Here is a 16612-nt window from a genome sequence, read left to right as displayed (position 1 = left end):
ACGCATGACAGACACTGCCCCCGCGACCACTCAAACCAAAGGCTGGAGCCAGAACATCCCGGCTCCCCTGCTCATCCTGACGGCGGCCTTCCTGTGGGGGCTGCTGGGAATTTTTGGCAAGAATGTGCAGGGCGCGGGCGTAGGCGCACTGGAAGTGGCCTTCTGGCGGGCGGTGCTGGGCGGCAGCTTCTTCGCGCTCCATGCCGCCCTGATCCGCGCTCCCCTTCCCCGAGGCCGCGATTTCTGGATCACGGCGGCATTCGGTATCGCGGGGGTCAGCGTGTTTTATGGGTCGTACCAGTTGGCGGTGCGGGCAGGCGGCGCGAGCCTTGCCAGCGTGCTGCTGTACACGGCTCCGGCGTTTGTGGCGCTGTTCGGCTGGGCCGTTCTGCGCGAACGGCTGGGCAGGCGTGATGTGCTGGCGGTGGTCGGCACTCTGGCGGGCATCGCCCTGATCAGCCTGGGCGGGGGCCAGGGAGTCAAAGTGACGGCGGCAGCGCTGAGCTTCGGCTTGATTGCCGGATTCACCTACAGCCTGTATTACCTGTACGGCAAGGCGTTTTTTGGCCGTTACTCACCGCCCGCGCTGCTGGCTGTGGCCCTGCCGGTGGGCGCACTGGGACTGCTGCCCTTCGTGGAATTCAGCGCCAAAACACCCGCTGCATGGACGGGGCTGGGGGCGATGGCTTTCCTGTCTACCTACCTCGCCTACACCGCCTACAGCCTCGGACTGCCGCGCCTGCCCGCCACCCGTGCCAGCGTGATTGCCAGTCTGGAACCGGTGGTGGCTGCGGCTCTGGCGGCGTGGCTGTTTGCCGAACGCCTGTCGGTCACGGCCCTGCTGGGCGCGGCGCTGGTGATCGGGGCGGCGCTGCTGCTGAGCCTGAAGGAATAGCGCTGGACTGGGCCGGGAACACTTGACGTGTGAACCCCAAGTTGCTGGCGCAATTCCCTCTTGAGGGGAGTACACCATCTCTTGCGCTCCCCTTTGAGGGGGGCTGGCTGCGAAGCAGACTGGGGGGTTTAGGCGGAAGCGTGATCTGGCTTGGAAGGTGAACCCCCCCGTTGCTGACGCAACGCCCCCCCTTAAAGGGGAGGACAAGGGCACTTTTGAAACCCTGTACTGACTCCAGCAGTTCAGAACTTGACGTACCCCATCGCAACTAAAATTTCTCGGCCCCCACGCTGTTCCCACAGCCCACGCCTCACCACCCGCCCTTCAGATCAAAATTCCACTCGAAGCTGCGGCCCCACGGCAATTCGGCGTCGCTGAGGGTGTAGGTTTGGCCCAGACGCAGCGGGAAATAGTTGGCGGCCAGCTTCAGCAGCGCGGCCTGACCTTGAGGCGTGTTCAGTTGATCTTCGGGAACCGCTTTGCGGAGGGCGGCCCGCAAGTCAGCGCTGTAGATGATGTCGTTGGCGTATTCACGGGCCAGCAGCGCGTCCTGGCGCACCGCGTCCACACCGCCCAGGGTCAGCTTGGCATGGGCCAGCGCCGTGCCCAGATTGTTGCCGGGGGTGCCCCACGCCGCCAGCGAGCGCAGGTTGGCGGGGCGGCGCAATACGGCCAGATCCGACCACAGGCGCGTATTGCCCAGATTCACCTTTTCCACATCGGCCACCGCCACCGGGCCAGCCCGCAGCAGGGCGCTGATTCGCACGGCGGCGCGGCGGGGGTCTCCCCCATTGAACACGTACAGGGTCAGGTCGGCGGGGCCACCAGTGCTTGTTCCGAATGGAACCACGCTGTAGCCACTGGCCTCGGCGTGGTTGCGGGCGCTCTGGGTGAGCGGAATGCCCTCATAGCGGATCACTGCTTCTGCCGCCTTGGGGTCGCTGTATTCCACTCTTACTGTTTTGGAGGCAGGGGCCAAGGCGCGGGCCGCCAGCATCGACAGCACCTCGTCGGCCCCCGGATATACGCGCACGTTGGCCGGGGCATTCTGGGCCAGCGCCGCGCCCTCGGCTGGAGCAGGACTGCCGGGGAGGGCGTCGTCCCAGGCGATGTGCAGTTCAGCAAATACCCCTTCCCGCGCCCAATCCAGCATCCGGCGCGTCACTTCCAGATTGCGTGCCCGGTTGGTGGCGTCCGGGGTACGCGGCAGGGTGATGAAGGCGTAAATAGGCTGCCCGGTGCGCGTTTTCCAGTCTCGCAGGGGGGCCAGCCGCGCCAGCGCCTCATCGGTGGTCAGGGGGCTGGTGCGCGACTGCACGAGGCCGCCGTAAGCCAGTGCGTCCAGCGCCACCAGTAAAGGCCCGCTGACGGGTTGAGCCTCCAGCCAAGCTGTCAGCGCCGCCGGGTCTGCCCCGCGTGTGGCATTGCCCAGCAACTCGGCAGGCACAACCTGCACCTCACGCCCATGCAGGCCCGCGATCAGGGCAGGCAGCACCCGTGTGGCAGGCCGGGAATCCAGTGGAATGAAGGTCTGTGCGCCCGCATTGAGCAGGCCCGCAGAGAGTAAGGACAGAAAGAAGGCAGGCTTGAACATGGACTTCAGGCTAGAGGGCGGGCGGTAGGAAAGATGAGAAGGGAGAGAAGTCTGCTGAGGCTGTGGATGAACCCCCCCGTTGCTAGCGCAACGCCCCCCCTTAGAGGTGGGGACACCACATTTTTTGTGCTCCCCTTTAAGGGGGGCTGGCGGCGAAGCCGACTGGGGGGTCTACACGCGACCGTGTTCCCCCTCCCTCCCCCACTCCGCAACACTTCCCGTCTTTTGTCCTGCGGTTTCGGCGTACCTTACGTCTCATGATGTCTTGGGGAGATTTGTGGGCGCTGGCGTGGCGAGGGCTGACGCGGCGGCCTGTACGGACGCTGCTGACGGCGCTGGGCATTACGGTGGCCGTTGCCAGCATGGTGGTTTTTCTTTCTCTGGGCGAGGGAATTCGCAAGGTCTTCACCAGCGAACTCGGCGGCATTGGGCCAGATGTGCAGGTCAGCCTGAGTGGGTTTACACAGGGCTTTGCACCGCAGCCCAACCTGCCCGAAACGGCGGTGGCCGACATCCAGAAGCTGGCGGCAGAACTGGGCATCACGTCGGTGACACCCGTGGTCATGAGCGTCAGGAGCAGCTTGGACGTGTCTCAGAGTGTGGTGCTGTACGGTCTGCCCGCCGCGCAGGGCATCAGCACGGTCTTTCCCAAAATCGTGCCCGCCAACGGACGCGCCCTCGTTGCCGCCGATGAAGGCCAGAAGGTGGCCGTGATCGGAGCCAAAGCCGCCGAAAACTTGCGCCTGAAGGTGGGCAGCACCCTGAACCTCACGCGGCGCAGCGCGGTCAAGGTGGTTGGGGTGCTGGCTCCCGAATCGGGGCTGGTGGATTCCTTCATCTTTTTGCCTCTGAGAACGTTGCAGGATGCCGAGGGAGCCACGGGCCGGGTGTCGTTGGTGGCCCTGAAACTGGAAAATCCCCGCGACTCCCGCGCCGTTGCCACCACCCTCGCCAAGCGCCTGAATCTGGAAGCCTCTACCCAATCGGACTTCCTGAGCTTCGTGGAACGCGCCCTGCGAATCAGTGACGCGGTGCGCTTCGGCATCAGCCTGATCGCGCTGATCGTGGGCGGGCTGGCGGTTGCCAACACCGTGATGATGGGGGTTTTCGAGCGTACCCGAGAATTCGGAACCCTGCGGGCCATCGGCGCACGCCCCGGCTTCGTGCGGGCGCTGGTGCTCACCGAATCGTTGCTGCTGGCCCTGGCAGGCGGTGTGGGCGGCCTTATTTTGGGACTGGCGGGCATCTGGGGGGTCAACCTGTACACGCAAAATCTGGCTGGAATAGACGCAGCGGCCCTGACTCCGCGCCTGACCCTTCTGGCGCTGGGCATCAGCATTCTGCTGGGGCTGCTCTCGGGCCTTCTTCCGGCACGCAGTGCCAGCCGCCTGAGCATCACCGATGCGCTGGGGCGCATATGACCTCGCCCGTTGTTGTGGCCCAGAAGGTGGCCCCCGACGCCAGCCGCCCCGCACTCGTGACCCAGGATCTGTCCCGCATCTATCCCAGCGGGGAAGAATCGGTCACGGCCCTTGCGCCCTTTACCCACACGTTTCCGCAGGGCATGACCGCCGTGGTGGGGCCAAGCGGCAGCGGCAAAAGCACCCTGCTGAATCTGCTGGCGGGCTTCGATACCCCCAGTTCCGGGCGGGTGGTGGTGGGCGGCACCGATCTGCACAGCCTCTCGGAAGCGGGCCGCGCCGACTTCAGACTCAAGCATTACGGCTTCGTGTTCCAGAACCACAACCTCGTGACCATCCTTTCGGCGCTGGAGAACGTGGAATTTCCGCTGACCCTCTCGGGCATGAAGCCCCGTGAACGCCGTGACCGCGCCCGCGAACTGCTGGAACGCGTGGGCCTCGGCAGCCGCGCCACGCACCTTCCGGGCCAGTTGTCGGGCGGCGAGGCCCAGCGGGTGGCGATTGCCCGTGCGCTGGCCTGCGACCCCGCCGTTTTGTTGGCCGACGAACCCACCGGAAATCTGGACACCCGCACGGGCGAAAAGGTGCTGGAACTGCTGACCACGCAGGCGCAGGGAGGCCGCACAGTGGTTCTGATCACCCACGACCGCGACGTGGCGGCGCTGGCAGATCATACGCTGCGGGTGCGGGATGGGGTGGTGAGCAGCTAAAAACGTGAGTGGTAAGTGGTCAGTGGTGAGTGGGAAGGTCAAAAGATAAAGATTAAAAGATGGGGGAAGGGTGCGCTTACGGCAACCCTTCCCCCTCATGTTTGAAAAGAAACGAAGTTTTACATGCTCAGGGCCGACACCGCAGGCGCACTGGCCCCGACCCACTAACCACTCACCACGGGCTGCTTCCGTGCCTTCAGCACCGCCGGAACAATCAGCGACAACGCCACGATAAACAGAATGAACGCGCTGAGCGGCTGGCGAACGAAGGTGCTGTAATCGCCGTTGCTCTGCTGCAACGCGGTGCGGAAAAAGCTCTCGGCGGTTGGCCCCAGAATGACGCCGATGATGGCGGGCGTGACCGGGAAATCAAAGCGGCGCATGCCGTAGCCGATAACCCCAAAGATCGCCAGCAAGACCAGATCGAAGACGCTGTTGTTGAGGCTATAGACGCCCACCGTGGAGAACACCAGGATTCCGGCGTACAGGAAGGGGCGCGGAATCAGCAGCAGTTTGGCCCACACAGGCGCGAGGGGCAGGTTCAGCGCCAGCAGCATCACGTTGCCGATATACAGGCTGGCAATCAGGCCCCACACCAGTTCTGGGCTGGTCACGAACAGCAGCGGCCCCGGCTGAAGCCCGTATTGCTGAAAGGCGGCCAGCAGGATGGCGGCGGTGGCGCTGGTGGGTAGCCCCAGCGTCAGCAGCGGCACCAGCACCCCGGCGGCGGCGGCGTTGTTGGCGGCTTCGGGGCCAGCTACGCCTTCAATGGCACCTTTGCCGAATTCTTCGGGGTGCTTGGTCAGCCGTTTTTCCAGCGTATAGCTCAGGAAGGTGGGAATTTCTGCGCCGCCTGCGGGAATCGCGCCGAAAGGAAAGCCCAGCGCCGTGCCGCGCAGCCACGGTTTCCAGCTGCGCCGCCAGTCCTCGCGGGTCATGTGGGCGTTGCCTTCCAGTTTGATCACGCTGGCCTTGTCTTTGCGGAGGCGCGAGGCCACATACAGCGTTTCCCCGATGGCAAACAGTCCGATGACCACCGTAACGAATTCGATGCCGTCCAGCAGTTCGGGGCGGCCCAGAGTAAAGCGGGCCTGTCCACTTTGCAGGTCGGTGCCCACCAGCCCGATGCACAGACCCAGAAACAGGCTGATCAGGCCGCGCAGGGGGCTGCCGCCAAAGGTGGCGCTGATGGTGACAAAGGCCAGCATGATCAGTGAGAACTTGGCTTCCGGGCGAATCTGAACAGCGATTTCGGCAATGGCGGGCGCGGCAAAAGTCAGCAACATGGTGCCGATGGTTCCGGCCACGAAGGAGCCGATGGCGGCGGTGGCCAGAGCAGCGGCGGCGCGGCCTTTGCGGGCCATCTTGTTGCCTTCCAGTGCCGTGATGATCGAGCTGGATTCGCCGGGAGTATTCAGCAAAATAGAAGTGGTGGAACCGCCGAACATGCCGCCGTAATAGATGCCCGCGAACATGATGAAAGCGCTGACCGGGGGCAATTTAGCAGTGACGGGAAGCAACAGCGCCACCGTGAGGGCTGGCCCGATTCCCGGCAACACCCCCACCAGCGTGCCCAGCGTGACGCCCACCAGCGCCCACAGCAGATTGATGGGCGTGAGGGCCGTTTCAAATCCGGCAAACAACGAGGTGATGGCGTCCATCAGAGAATGCCCTTCAGGATGCCCGCAGGAAGGGTCAGGCCCAGCCCACGCGTAAACAACAGGTAGGTAATCAGGGCAACCACCAGCGCCACGCCCGCGATCAGGCCGTAGCGCCGCTCACCGAAGGCGTAAGCCACCGTGAAGTACATGATGGCCGTGCCGAACACGAAGCCCAGCGGTTGCAGCAGCAGCGTGCCCAGCAGGAAACCGCCCAGAATCAGGCCCGGAGACGCCAGATTCACAGGCGCGTTGGGGTCGGTGTCTTCCTCGGTGGCAGGCTCGGCGCGGTGGCCCCGCAACACCCCGATGGTCAGCAGAACGCCCAGCCCCAGCGTACCCACACTGACAATGAGGGGGAAGACTTTCGGCCCCACCACGGTATTCATGCCCGAGGTGGCAATCTGGTTGGAGCCGATGAGCAGCAGCAGGCCCAGCAGCACCACGCCGAGGGCCACCAACAGATCAGGAATGCTGATAGAGGGGCGGGAAGAAGGAACAGCAGCGGAGTGTGGTACAGGATCAGGCATGGAAACCTCTGGAGAAGTGGGGCTTGAGGTGAAAGGTGAACCCGTCGAGAGGAAAGGAAGATCAAGTCGTTTGCTTCAATAAAGGCAATAAAGCAGGGGCGAAGTGGCCTGCGTGCTTCCACTTCGCCCCACAACTTCCGGCTTACTTCACGGGACTGACTTGACGAGACTTACTTGACGAGGCCGATGTCTTGCAGGATGCCCTTGGTCCGCACCGCTTCCAGTTTCAGGAACACGTCGAACTTGCTGCCGCTCATGTACAGATCTGTCCAGTTACGAGTTTTCAGCGTGTCTTTCCAGGCTTTGGTCTTGTGCATCTTGTCCAGCGCAGCGACCAGGGTGGCTTTCTCGCTGGCGCTGATGCCGGGAGGAGCCACGATGCCGCGCCAGTTGGCAAGATCGACGTTGTAGCCCTGTGATTTCAGGGTGGGTACAGCAATTCCGGGCTGGGGTTTGGGGGCGCTGATGCCGATGGCCCGCAGTTTTCCGGCCTTGATCTGGGCCTCGAATTCGCCGTATCCGGCCACGCCCGCCGCCACCTGATTGCCCAGCAGGGCCGCCAGGGTTTCACCGCCGCCGCTGAAGGGCACGTAGTTCATCTTTTTGGGGTCTACGCCCGCCGCACGCGCCAGCAATCCCACCAGCATATGGTCAGTACCGCCCGCGCTGCCGCCCGCAAAGGCCACTGCGCCAGGGTTGGCCTTCCATGCGGCCACCAGATCGGCGGTGTTCTTGTAGGGGCTGCTGGTCGGCACCACGATCACCTCGTATTCCCCGGTCAGGCGGGCAATCGGGGTCACGCGGCTCAGGTCAACTTTGGAGTTGTTGGTCTGGATCGCGCCCACCATCACGAGGCCCATCGTCATCAGCAGGTTGCCGTCGCCCTTGGCGTTGTACAACTGCGCCAGTCCGATGGTGCCGCCCGCGCCAGGAACATTGAACACCTGCACGGGCTTCACGACGCCTTCGTCTTGCAGCACGCTTTGCAGTGAGCGGCTGGTCTGGTCCCAGCCACCGCCGGGGGCAGCGGGGGCCATGATCCGCAGGTTGTTGAGGCCCTGGGCAAGTGTGGCGGGTGCGGCCAGCAGCAACGCAGACAGGGTCAGGACGGCTTTTTTCGTGAAGTTCATAGACATGGGGTGCCTCCGGGGGCAGGCCGCACCAAGAGTGGGCGGCAGAGCAGGTGAGATTGTGGTTGTGGTTCACCCTACGCTCACACCACCACGAGTGCAAGGGGGTTTATACGTCTAGCACGGTATTTTTGGTGACCAGAATGCACAACCGTGAACACAATGCACGCAAGCAGTGTGTCTGCGTTCCGCCGCGCCTAGAATGACCCTGATCCCCCGTGACCCGGCCCAAGCTGACCTCCCTGTCTTCTGCTGCCCCGCTGCCTGCCCTGTTCCGCCCACCTGCTTTCTTGCGGCGGCAGGGCATTCAGGGGCGTCTGGTGTGGCTGCATCTGCTGGTGCTGTGCGCCATGACCGCGCTCCTGGTGCTGGTGCAAACGTGGCAACTGTACGGCGAGGCCCGTGAGCGCATCGGGGAGAGAGCCATCACGGCCAGCCGCATCGTGTCGCGCCTGCCCAGCGTGGTTCAGGGGGCAGAGGCAGGGGTGCAGAACGCGGCGCTGAACCGTCAGGTGAACCAGATTCGCGCTCAGGCCGAGGCCGATTTTATCGTGGTGGGCAACCGCGCAGGCATTCGGCTGGCCCATCCGCGTTCAGACCGCCTGGGACAGCCCATGGAAGGCGGAGACAATATCGAGCCGTTTGCGGGCCGCGAAATCGTGAGCGTGGCGCGGGGCAGCCTGGGCGTCAGCGTGCGCGGCAAGGTGCCCGTCAGGAACGCGGCGGGCAAGGTGGTGGGGGTGGTCAGTACAGGCTACCTGATGCCCGCCGCGCGGCATCTGGTGGTGGGCGCACTGGTCAGTCTGGCTCCGTGGTTCGTGCTGGCGCTGGGGCTGGGCACTGCGGGCGCGATGTTGGTGGCGCGGCGACTGCGGGCCGACATCCTGAATCTGGAACCCGAACAGATTGCTGCGCTGGTGGGCCAGCAACGGGCTGTGTTGGCCGCCCTGCGAGAAGGCGTGATAGCCGTGGACGGGGCAGGCAGGGTCACGCTGGTGAACAACCGCGCCGCCGAGATGTTAGGAACGGAGATGTTAAGGACACACCCGGCGCCCACGCCTCTGGCCGATTGCTGGCCCGAACTGGCCGCCCTCACCCGCCCGGCGCAGCAGCCCCTGACACGTCAACAGAACCTGGAACTGACGCTGAACGGTCAGCATATTCTGGTCAACATCGAACCGCTGGGGCCAGCCCACGCCGCCGTAGCCAATACCGATTCGGGCGGATTCGTGGCAGGCTTCCGAGACCGGGCCGAGGCGGTGGCCCTGGCCGATGAACTCACGCACGCACGCGGCTTCGTGGATGTATTGCGTGCCCAGACGCACGAGTATCAGAACCGCCTGCACGTGCTGTCAGGGCTGCTGCAACTGGGCCGCCCCGAAGAGGCGCTGCGGGTACTGAACGCAGAAATCGAGCAGGGTGCCCAGTTCCGGCAACTGCTGCGGGATGTGCAGGTGCCCCGGCTGGTGGCCCTGTTGGCCGGAAAACGCGAGCGGGCGCAGGAACTGGGCATTGATTTTCAGGTGGCCGAGGGCAGCAACCTCTCGGCCCTGTGGGAGCGGCACGCCGATACGCTGGTCACGGCAGTGGGCAACCTCACCGAAAACGCATTCGAGGCGCTGGCCGGGCAACCTGGCGCGGTCACGGTCCTGATCGGAGAAGACCCGGAGGGCGCACAGATAGAGGTAGAAGACAGCGGCCCCGGCGTCGCGGCGGGCCTGGCGACCCGGCTGTTTACCCGGGGCGCGAGCAGCAAGGGAGAGGGCCGGGGCTACGGACTGGCAGGCGTGCTGGGACGGGTACAGGCGCTCGGTGGGCAGATCAAACATACCCGGCGGGGCGGGCATACAGTCTTTCAGGTCAGTCTGCCTGCGCCGCACCTCTCACCCACCGCGTCAGCCAACCTGGGTGCGCCGAGGCGTCCGCTATGAGTGCGCGGGTGCGGGTGCTGCTGGTCGAGGATGATCTGCGGGTAGCCCGCGTGAACCGGGATCTGCTGGAGCGCGATCCAGACGTGCATGTGGTGGGCAGCGCCGCCACCTGCGCCCAGGGTGACGCACTGGCACAGGCCCTCTCCCCCGATCTCATCTTGCTGGATGTCCATCTGCCCGACGGCAGTGGCCTGGGGCTGCTGAGGCACTGGCGCACGCAGGGCCGCACCACAGACATCGCCCTGATTACCGCCGCCGATGATGAATTCAGTGTCCGCACGGCGTTGGCGCACGGCGCTTTCGACTACCTGATCAAGCCGTTTACGGGGGCAAGATTGGCCGAACTGGTGGCCCGCCACCGCGCCCGCCATACGCCCGCCGCCGCCCCTGCACCCCGGCTGGATCAGGCCAGTCTGGATCGCCTGCTGGGCATCAGCGCGAGCACTGCCGAAGCCCTGCCACGCGGCATCGACCCACACACGCTGGAACGGGTCTATCTGGCGCTGGAAGTGACGGGACGGCCCACCAGCGCAGAAGAAATAGGAGACCGCGTGGCCCTGAGCCGCGTGACTGCCTGGCGGTATCTGGAACATCTGGTGCGGGTTGGCCGTGCTCAGCTGGATCATCAGTACGGGCTGGCAGGGCGGCCTGCCAAACTTTACCGGGCATCGGGAGACACGGCGACTGAGACGGACTTGTCTTGATTCCCGAACATCCGGGAAAACGCCGACAGGGTCGTCCATCGTCGCCAACCCGTACCGTTTGTCCCTCGCTCTGCTGCACAGCTCTGCGGGTCGGATGATTCTCGCGGAGTCTCGCTATTTGGTACGAACAGGCCGATATGTCCTGACAGCGGGTGGGAGGGTGTTACGGAAAGCAGAGGGGGCCGCCTGATAAGCCTTTCCAGGGCAATTCAGGACAACACAGTTCATCTGAGCGCAACCCCTCACTCCTCTCCTGCCTGACCCCAGCCAACCTGCCTGCTCGTACACTGGTTCGGAATGTTTGTTCTCCTGCGTTTCTTCTTCCTGCTGCTTCTCCTGTCTGCCTGTGCGCCTATCACGGTGCACACCGGGCGAAGTGCGGCCCTGAATCTGGCTGGCCCCCCACCGGACGTGGTTATCCTGAGCGTCTCGGGTCGCTGCGGGCCGCCCTGCTCGGCTCCGCGCGACAACTGGGATTATCTGAGTTCTCGGGGAACCCTGGACGCGGTTGCCGATGCAGTGGCGGCGGCAGGCCTCACCGTGCAGGTGGCCGGATACGCCAGCAATGCGGCGGTACAGTTCGATTCGTTGCAGGTGCAAGCTCCCCAACGGGGCTTCGGCGCACTGCTGGCCGACTTCGAGCGCCTGAAGAACGGTTGGCTGAAGGGGCCGACGCCGCCACGCGTGGTTCTGCTGGGGCACTCGCAGGGGGTAGCGTGGCTGCATTACCTCACCCGCGTCTATCCAGAGGTGACGTTTGCGCTTCAGATCGATCTGGACGGCATCTGTACTGCCTGGCGGGCCGACCACGCGGCGGGAATACGTGGGCTTCCAGTGCCGCCGGACGGCCTTCCCAGTGCCATCAGCGCCTGCGACAGCCTGAGTGTGCCGGGCGTACCCCTGCTGGCAAGAGGTTCACTGATTTCCAAGGACGTGGTGTGGCCCAATGTGGCCGTCAATCTGGAAGTCCAGAGCAAGCGCCTCCCTGCCCGCACGAACGGCAGCGGCCTGCTGATCAACTACCTCTTCGATCTGTCGCGCAATGCCCGCCTGGACGGCAGCGCGGCAGGGATCCAGACCTACGTGTCAGCCCGTGAGGATCACAGCGCCGTGTCCTATCCGGGCAGCGACGCACTGAACTGGGTGCTGGCCCGAATTCGCCCTATGGCACAGGACTGGAAGGCGCAGCAACCAGCGATTCCAGCCAGTCTTGTGCCTGCTGCGGCCCCAGCAACGTCGCCCCCCGGCCTGCCGGAAACCACGCCAGCAGCTCCCTAGCTCCTTCTTCCAGGGTGCCGAAAATGACCTTGTGATCGTTGTCGGCCAGGTGCAGCAGGCCAGTGGGACGGGCCGTGATCTGCGTGCCCACCGCCAGAGGAACCCCAAGCCACACGGCATCCACCTCGGCAGCGTCGGCAGGATTGAAGGTACCGGGCAGGCAACCGTAATTGACGGGCGCGGGCAGAGGTTCGGTGCGGTAGGGTTCCAGCCTTCCGGCACGCCAGATCAGGCGCTCGCGGGTGCCCGCGCTCCATTCGACCACGCCAAGCCATTCCTGCTCATGGGGCGTCATGGCTGCACCTCATACAATTCCACCTGCCGCAGCACATTGCCTCCAAAAGACAGGAGTGCACGGTAAGCGCCCGGATCGGGGGCCGTCAGGACAAAGCTGGCCTTGCGGGTTTCAGCGTCCAGATACACGCTGTCGCGGCCCAATTCGCGGCCACCGTCAAACCACACCACACTCAGATAACCGGGATCGAACCGCCCTTCCAAAGCGGCCTGCAGGGTCAACCGTTCGCCGCTACGGGTCAGGGCCGCCCCCGTAATCCGCGCCGGAAAATCCACCTTCACCTCAGGCGGAATGAGGGGCACGAAGTTGTAACGGCAACCGCCGAGGGCCGGAGCCAACAGCGTCAGGGCCGCAGCCAGAGCAAAGGAGCGGGAGAGCATGGAGCCAGTGTAGGGGCAGAGTGTGAACAGGGCTGAGCAAAAGGCGAAGTTGCCGCGCTTCCACAGGGGAGGACGCGGCAACTTCCGGAACTGATTTAACTGAAACCGGTTTAAGCGACTTGCTTTTTCTTGGTGGTAGGCGCAGGAACGGCCTGCTCCTGGCCCAGCGCCTGCGTTTCCTTCAGACGGAAAATCACGAGGCTGCCCACGAAGGTGCAGGTGATCATGCCGTGTGCGTTCAGCAGGCTGAGGGCCGTCATCACGTCTTCACGGGTCATACGGAGCTGGTCGCTCATGTACAGGGCGCTGTCGGCGCGGCCTTCCAGATAATCGCGGACTTTCTTGGCGTCGCTGGTCAGGGGCGTGGCAGGCACGTCGGCCAAGCCAGGGTCAGCCAGGCCGTACACGGCACGGGTTCCGGTTCCGGGCAGGCGACGCACGCGGCCCTGATCCAACAGGCTCGCCAGCGCGGCGCGGAGGTGAGACAAGGCCAAGCTGGTCGTCTTGGCCAGTTCGGTTTCCACCCACTCAGGCTTGCTTTCGAGGGCTTTGAGCACCAGCTTTTCATTGGCGCGGCGGGTTTCTTGCAGGTCTTCCAGGGTAGGGGGGTTAAACATGCACTCTCCTCCAGAGATACTGCGGAAACGCCGCAGCAGGGAAGCAATTTCTAGGAACTGCTTGTCAACGATGAATGGCACTGAAATGAAAACTTATTGGTCGAAACTCAGTCGTTTGGTCAGGTGGTTTAAACTCACGGCCCAGCACAGACAATAACTTTCAGATCATGGGCCAGCAGACGATGTGCCAGAGAGCAGGGCCAGGGAGACCAGGGACTTCGTGACAATCTTGAACCAAGTACAAGAACGTCGCCAAGCTCAACTTTCCTATTGTAACAGGTACGCTCTCATATTGGATGAGCGAAAGGCAAGTTGGCCTTCAGCATCGGCACCAATCAGCAATGCCGCGTACAAAAGGTGGCGCATCTTAAACGGTTTAAGTCCCCACGAAACGTAGGCCATCTCGCCTTTGCACGTCATCTGACCCGAAGCTTAACAAATGCCCAAACGCCATCTTATGTAAAAGACACTTGACACGAAGTCAAGCTCACTTTACTCTCGATGTCAAGGAGGCTTGACATGAATCCGATTCACTCTCAAGGTCCATTTCAATCCACACCGCGGGAACGCCGAGTCAGCAGATTGAGCTTGTGGATGGGCTGGGGTGGTGGCGGCGTTGCCCTGTTGGGCGCTATCGCCGCTGCCATCGGGCGGGCACGGAACCTTCCTGTTTTCACTGGCCTGGGCGCAGGCGTGCTGGCAGCCCTGCCCCTCTTTTTTGCCGTCATGACCGTGCTAAGTATCCGGCAGATGGACGAATATGGGCGGCAACTCCATGCCCGCGCTGCCAGCATCGCCTTCCTGGTGGTCATGGTACTGGCCGGAATGCTCATCTCGTTGGAGGCGATGCTGGACTTTCACACGCCCCCCTGGGTGCTTTATCTGGCCGGAATGACCGTCTGGGGCGTGGTCGGCTGCACGCTGGCAGCACGGGATGGGCGGGGCAGATGAGGGGCGGTGGCGTTAGCCCCAGCTATGGGATGGTTTCGGTGACTGGCCTGATGGATTGGACTATTTCCGGCGCACTGGGCACAGATTCTCTTTTCACGAACATTCGTCCATCGGTCTGTTGGCAGTCCCTTGCCCGGAGCGCCACTCTCCCGACGTTTTATGCCGCGACTGCCTCCCTGTACCGCCGCGACGCACGCGGGTAGGCGGCGGGTATGGACAACAGAATCCGGGTCCTGCGGGCCGAGCGTCAATGGACTCAGGCCGACCTTGCCGCCGCGCTGGACGTGAGCCGTCAGACCGTAAATGCGCTGGAAACGGGCCGATATGACCCCAGTTTGCCCCTCGCCTTTCGCCTGGCACGGGTCTTCGGGCGGCCTATCGAGGAGATTTTCAGCGATCCAGAAGGAGGACAAGACCATGCTTGAGATTCAGAACCTCACCAAAACATACGGAAAACACACGGCTCTCTCGGATGTGACCCTCTCTGCCCATGAGGGCGAGGTCTTCGGGCTGCTGGGACCGAACGGGGCAGGCAAAACGACGCTGCTCCGGTTGCTGGCGACTCTACTCACGCCCACCTCGGGCACTGCAAGGGTGGCGGGCCACGACGTGCAGCGCGATCCCGAAGCAGTACGGCGTGTGGTGGGGGTAGTCAACGGGGGCATGGGCCTGCCCGCCCGCCTGACTGGCCGCGAGGTACTGCGCTCTTTTGCGGGGCTGTACGGCATGAGCCGCAGCCAGACCGATGCCCGCATTGCCGAACTCGATACGCGCCTGGAACTGGGCCGCACGCTGGATGTCCGGGCAGGCGAATACAGCACCGGGATGCGCCAGAAAGTCGTGATCGCGCGTGCCGTGATCCACGATCCCGCCGTGTTGATTCTGGATGAGGCGTCCAGCGGCCTCGATATTTTTGCGCGGCGTACCCTGCTGGATTTCGTGGCCGCTACCCGCGCTCCGGGCCGCCTGACCGTGTATTCCACCCACGTCATGAGCGAGGCCGAGGAGGTCTGTGACCGGATGGCAATCTTGCACGAAGGAAAACTGGTGACCGTAGATACTTTGCAGGGCATTCTGTCCCGCACCGGGGAACGCAATCTGGAACGGGCTTTTTTCGCACTTCTGCGTGGTACACCCAGGGAGGAAGCCGCCCATGTCATCTGAACCTCTACCACCCCGCCGCAGCTCTGAAGCCCTGCGCCCCGGCATGGTCTGGCGCGTGGCCGTCCGCGACCTGCTGGCAACCCTGCGTGACCGCCGCACCCTGATGGGCACGGTCCTGATTCCGCTGCTGCTGATTCCACTGTTTACGCTGGGGCTGCCGCAACTGCTGGGCAAATTTGTGGGCGGCCAGCAGCAGGAACGCCAGAAGGTCGGGGTGGTGGGCACCCTGCCCCCAGCCCTGCGTGCCGCCCTTCAGCGCGATGAAAAAGCGCCCGATGGCTCGGTGCTGCGGGCAGGCGTGACGCTCGTGACGATCACCGACCCGCGCCGCGCCGTGGAAGACGGTGATGTAGAAGCTGCCCTGCGTGCGCCTGCTGCCCTTCCTGCCCGCGCAGGCGACGGCACCGGCACACTGGAGGTCTACGCCAAACTGACCAGCCTGCGTGCCCAGACCGGGGCCTACGGCAAGGTGCAGGACACGGTAGACGCCTACAACCGCACGCTGACGTTGGAGCGCCTGACCGCGCTGGGCCTGACTGCCGACACCCTCACGCCTGTTCAGATCAAGCCTGTCGATGCCAGCCCACCCCAGCAGCAGCGCAGCGGCCAACTGGCCTTCCTGATTCCCCTTCTGATGCTGAACTTTATTCTGACCGGGGCAATGGCAACCGCGCTCGACGCCACCGCAGGCGAAAAGGAGCGCGGCACACTGGAAAGCCTGCTGGTCTCCCCCGTGCGGCGGGGTGAAGTCGTGGCCGGAAAACTGCTGGCAACCACCCTGACCGCCCTGACCAGCGCGTGCTTCAGCGTTATAGGATTTCTCGCCAGCGGCATTGTCGCGGCCTGGTTGCAGCGGGGGCAGTCGGCCAGCAGTGCGGAATTGTCGCAGGCCTTTGGGGGTCAGCTCAGCCTCGGCTTCGGCGCGGCGGTGGCCCTGATCGGTGCGGCCATCAGCGCAGCCCTGCTTATCAGCGCCGTCCTGATTGCCCTCAGCATCTATGCCCGGTCCTACAAGGAAGCCCAGACCTATGTCACGCCGCTCAGTCTCGCCATCGTCATTCCCGCCGTGCTGCTGCAATTCAGCGACTTTCTCAGCACCGGGCCAGCCCTGTACGCCATCCCGCTGTTCGGCTCCATGCTCGCCATTCTGGACACCGTACGCGGCACTGTCACGGCCCCGAATGTCCTGATCGCCATTGCTGCCAATCTGCTGGGAGCATTCGTGCTGGCGCTCGTTGCGCGGCGTTCGTTCGGGCGAGAAGAGGTGATCTTCAGGAACTGAAGGCAAGACTATGGATTTTGGGCCATAAAGAACAGAACAACAGAGGCAGCCTGAAATATGGGCTGCCTCTGT

Annotated in this window: 17 protein-coding genes; 10 read left to right on the top strand and 7 right to left on the bottom strand. The window is 63.9% G+C overall.

The annotated features are described in order from the left end of the window. Positions 1-4 precede the first annotated feature (4 nt). Positions 5-895 carry a DMT family transporter gene (locus tag F561_RS0111280; protein ID WP_019010075.1) on the top strand — a complete coding sequence of 297 codons (891 nt, stop codon included), beginning with the start codon at positions 5-7 and terminating at the stop codon, positions 893-895. Between the two features lie 310 nt (positions 896-1205). Here the strand turns inward: F561_RS0111280 and F561_RS0111275 are convergent, their stop codons facing one another. Beyond that, positions 1206-2489 carry a DUF4127 family protein gene (locus F561_RS0111275; protein ID WP_019010074.1) on the bottom strand — a complete coding sequence of 428 codons (1284 nt, stop codon included), beginning with the start codon at positions 2487-2489 and terminating at the stop codon, positions 1206-1208. A gap of 260 nt (positions 2490-2749) precedes the next feature. On the opposite strand from F561_RS0111275, the gene F561_RS0111270 reads away from it, so the two are divergent. Further along, on the top strand, positions 2750-3910 hold the full coding sequence (locus F561_RS0111270; protein ID WP_026298823.1) for an ABC transporter permease: 1161 nt from the start codon (positions 2750-2752) through the stop codon (positions 3908-3910). Continuing rightward, positions 3907-4620, top strand: coding sequence for an ABC transporter ATP-binding protein (locus F561_RS0111265; protein WP_019010072.1), 714 nt, complete (start codon positions 3907-3909; stop codon positions 4618-4620). The genes F561_RS0111270 and F561_RS0111265 overlap by 4 nt, the downstream gene beginning before the upstream one ends. A gap of 164 nt (positions 4621-4784) precedes the next feature. Here the strand turns inward: F561_RS0111265 and F561_RS0111260 are convergent, their stop codons facing one another. From F561_RS0111260 to F561_RS0111250, 3 genes are all read right to left on the bottom strand, one after another. Next, positions 4785-6281, bottom strand: coding sequence for a tripartite tricarboxylate transporter permease (locus tag F561_RS0111260; protein ID WP_019010071.1), 1497 nt, complete (start codon positions 6279-6281; stop codon positions 4785-4787). Further along, positions 6281-6808: a tripartite tricarboxylate transporter TctB family protein gene (locus tag F561_RS0111255; RefSeq protein WP_026298821.1), complete on the bottom strand. Its 528-nt coding sequence runs from the start codon at positions 6806-6808 to the stop codon at positions 6281-6283. Before F561_RS0111255 ends, F561_RS0111260 begins: the two co-directional genes overlap by 1 nt. Positions 6809-6978: 170 nt before the next feature. After that, entirely contained in the window at positions 6979-7938 is a 960-nt protein-coding gene (locus F561_RS0111250) for a Bug family tripartite tricarboxylate transporter substrate binding protein (RefSeq protein ID WP_019010069.1), read from the bottom strand. Between the two features lie 218 nt (positions 7939-8156). Between F561_RS0111250 and F561_RS0111245 the strand changes: the two genes are divergently transcribed. From F561_RS0111245 to F561_RS0111235, 3 genes are all read left to right on the top strand, one after another. Beyond that, entirely contained in the window at positions 8157-9869 is a 1713-nt protein-coding gene (locus tag F561_RS0111245; RefSeq protein WP_019010068.1) for an ATP-binding protein, read from the top strand. Further along, positions 9866-10573: a response regulator gene (locus F561_RS0111240; protein WP_019010067.1), complete on the top strand. Its 708-nt coding sequence runs from the start codon at positions 9866-9868 to the stop codon at positions 10571-10573. Before F561_RS0111245 ends, F561_RS0111240 begins: the two co-directional genes overlap by 4 nt. Before the next feature lie 297 nt (positions 10574-10870). Then, entirely contained in the window at positions 10871-11851 is a 981-nt protein-coding gene (locus tag F561_RS0111235; RefSeq protein WP_019010066.1) for a hypothetical protein, read from the top strand. Here the strand turns inward: F561_RS0111235 and F561_RS27860 are convergent. The 3 genes from F561_RS27860 to F561_RS0111220 all read right to left on the bottom strand — a co-directional run bounded on the left by F561_RS27860 (position 11736) and on the right by F561_RS0111220 (position 13143). Further along, positions 11736-12146, bottom strand: a complete 411-nt coding sequence (locus tag F561_RS27860) for an inorganic diphosphatase (RefSeq protein ID WP_026298820.1) — start codon at positions 12144-12146, stop codon at positions 11736-11738. The two genes, F561_RS0111235 and F561_RS27860, sit on opposite strands and share 116 nt — an antisense overlap. Then, positions 12143-12526, bottom strand: coding sequence for a hypothetical protein (locus F561_RS0111225; protein ID WP_019010065.1), 384 nt, complete (start codon positions 12524-12526; stop codon positions 12143-12145). Before F561_RS0111225 ends, F561_RS27860 begins: the two co-directional genes overlap by 4 nt. A 110-nt stretch (positions 12527-12636) precedes the next feature. Beyond that, the gene (locus tag F561_RS0111220; RefSeq protein ID WP_019010064.1) at positions 12637-13143 is read right to left on the bottom strand and encodes a transcription initiation factor IIE subunit alpha family protein; all 507 of its coding nucleotides are present in this window, start codon (positions 13141-13143) and stop codon (positions 12637-12639) included. A 594-nt stretch (positions 13144-13737) separates the two neighbouring features. Between F561_RS0111220 and F561_RS25290 the strand changes: the two genes are divergently transcribed. The 4 genes from F561_RS25290 (at position 13738) to F561_RS0111200 (ending at position 16540) form a co-directional block, all read left to right on the top strand. Continuing rightward, positions 13738-14094, top strand: coding sequence for a hypothetical protein (locus F561_RS25290; RefSeq protein WP_019010063.1), 357 nt, complete (start codon positions 13738-13740; stop codon positions 14092-14094). Positions 14095-14306: 212 nt separating this feature from the next. Further along, positions 14307-14519, top strand: a complete 213-nt coding sequence (locus tag F561_RS0111210; RefSeq protein WP_019010062.1) for a helix-turn-helix transcriptional regulator — start codon at positions 14307-14309, stop codon at positions 14517-14519. Further along, the gene (locus F561_RS0111205) at positions 14512-15258 is read left to right on the top strand and encodes an ABC transporter ATP-binding protein (protein ID WP_019010061.1); all 747 of its coding nucleotides are present in this window, start codon (positions 14512-14514) and stop codon (positions 15256-15258) included. Before F561_RS0111210 ends, F561_RS0111205 begins: the two co-directional genes overlap by 8 nt. A 43-nt stretch (positions 15259-15301) precedes the next feature. Next, positions 15302-16540 (top strand): ABC transporter permease, encoded by a 1239-nt coding sequence (locus tag F561_RS0111200; protein WP_019010060.1) that lies wholly within the window; start codon positions 15302-15304, stop codon positions 16538-16540. Positions 16541-16612: the final 72 nt, after the last annotated feature.

The sequence above is a fragment of the Deinococcus aquatilis DSM 23025 genome, from assembly GCF_000378445.1.
GTDB classification, from domain to species: Bacteria; Deinococcota; Deinococci; order Deinococcales; family Deinococcaceae; genus Deinococcus; species Deinococcus aquatilis.
Note: the sequence above shows the minus strand (reverse complement) of the source record. Positions and strands in the feature narration are given on the sequence as shown.

What these genes read in the sequence shown, in the direction of transcription:
- F561_RS0111280 (WP_019010075.1), top strand. Translation starts at nt 5, where the DNA reads ATGACAGACACTGCCCCCGCGACCACTCAAACCAAAGGCTGGAGCCAG.
- F561_RS0111275 (WP_019010074.1), bottom strand. Translation starts at nt 2,489, where the DNA reads ATGTTCAAGCCTGCCTTCTTTCTGTCCTTACTCTCTGCGGGCCTGCTC.
- F561_RS0111270 (WP_026298823.1), top strand. Translation starts at nt 2,750, where the DNA reads ATGTCTTGGGGAGATTTGTGGGCGCTGGCGTGGCGAGGGCTGACGCGG.
- F561_RS0111265 (WP_019010072.1), top strand. Translation starts at nt 3,907, where the DNA reads ATGACCTCGCCCGTTGTTGTGGCCCAGAAGGTGGCCCCCGACGCCAGC.
- F561_RS0111260 (WP_019010071.1), bottom strand. Translation starts at nt 6,281, where the DNA reads ATGGACGCCATCACCTCGTTGTTTGCCGGATTTGAAACGGCCCTCACG.
- F561_RS0111255 (WP_026298821.1), bottom strand. Translation starts at nt 6,808, where the DNA reads ATGCCTGATCCTGTACCACACTCCGCTGCTGTTCCTTCTTCCCGCCCC.
- F561_RS0111250 (WP_019010069.1), bottom strand. Translation starts at nt 7,938, where the DNA reads ATGAACTTCACGAAAAAAGCCGTCCTGACCCTGTCTGCGTTGCTGCTG.
- F561_RS0111240 (WP_019010067.1), top strand. Translation starts at nt 9,866, where the DNA reads ATGAGTGCGCGGGTGCGGGTGCTGCTGGTCGAGGATGATCTGCGGGTA.
- F561_RS0111235 (WP_019010066.1), top strand. Translation starts at nt 10,871, where the DNA reads ATGTTTGTTCTCCTGCGTTTCTTCTTCCTGCTGCTTCTCCTGTCTGCC.
- F561_RS27860 (WP_026298820.1), bottom strand. Translation starts at nt 12,146, where the DNA reads ATGACGCCCCATGAGCAGGAATGGCTTGGCGTGGTCGAATGGAGCGCG.
- F561_RS0111225 (WP_019010065.1), bottom strand. Translation starts at nt 12,526, where the DNA reads ATGCTCTCCCGCTCCTTTGCTCTGGCTGCGGCCCTGACGCTGTTGGCT.
- F561_RS0111220 (WP_019010064.1), bottom strand. Translation starts at nt 13,143, where the DNA reads ATGTTTAACCCCCCTACCCTGGAAGACCTGCAAGAAACCCGCCGCGCC.
- F561_RS25290 (WP_019010063.1), top strand. Translation starts at nt 13,738, where the DNA reads ATGGGCTGGGGTGGTGGCGGCGTTGCCCTGTTGGGCGCTATCGCCGCT.
- F561_RS0111210 (WP_019010062.1), top strand. Translation starts at nt 14,307, where the DNA reads ATGGACAACAGAATCCGGGTCCTGCGGGCCGAGCGTCAATGGACTCAG.
- F561_RS0111205 (WP_019010061.1), top strand. Translation starts at nt 14,512, where the DNA reads ATGCTTGAGATTCAGAACCTCACCAAAACATACGGAAAACACACGGCT.
- F561_RS0111200 (WP_019010060.1), top strand. Translation starts at nt 15,302, where the DNA reads ATGGTCTGGCGCGTGGCCGTCCGCGACCTGCTGGCAACCCTGCGTGAC.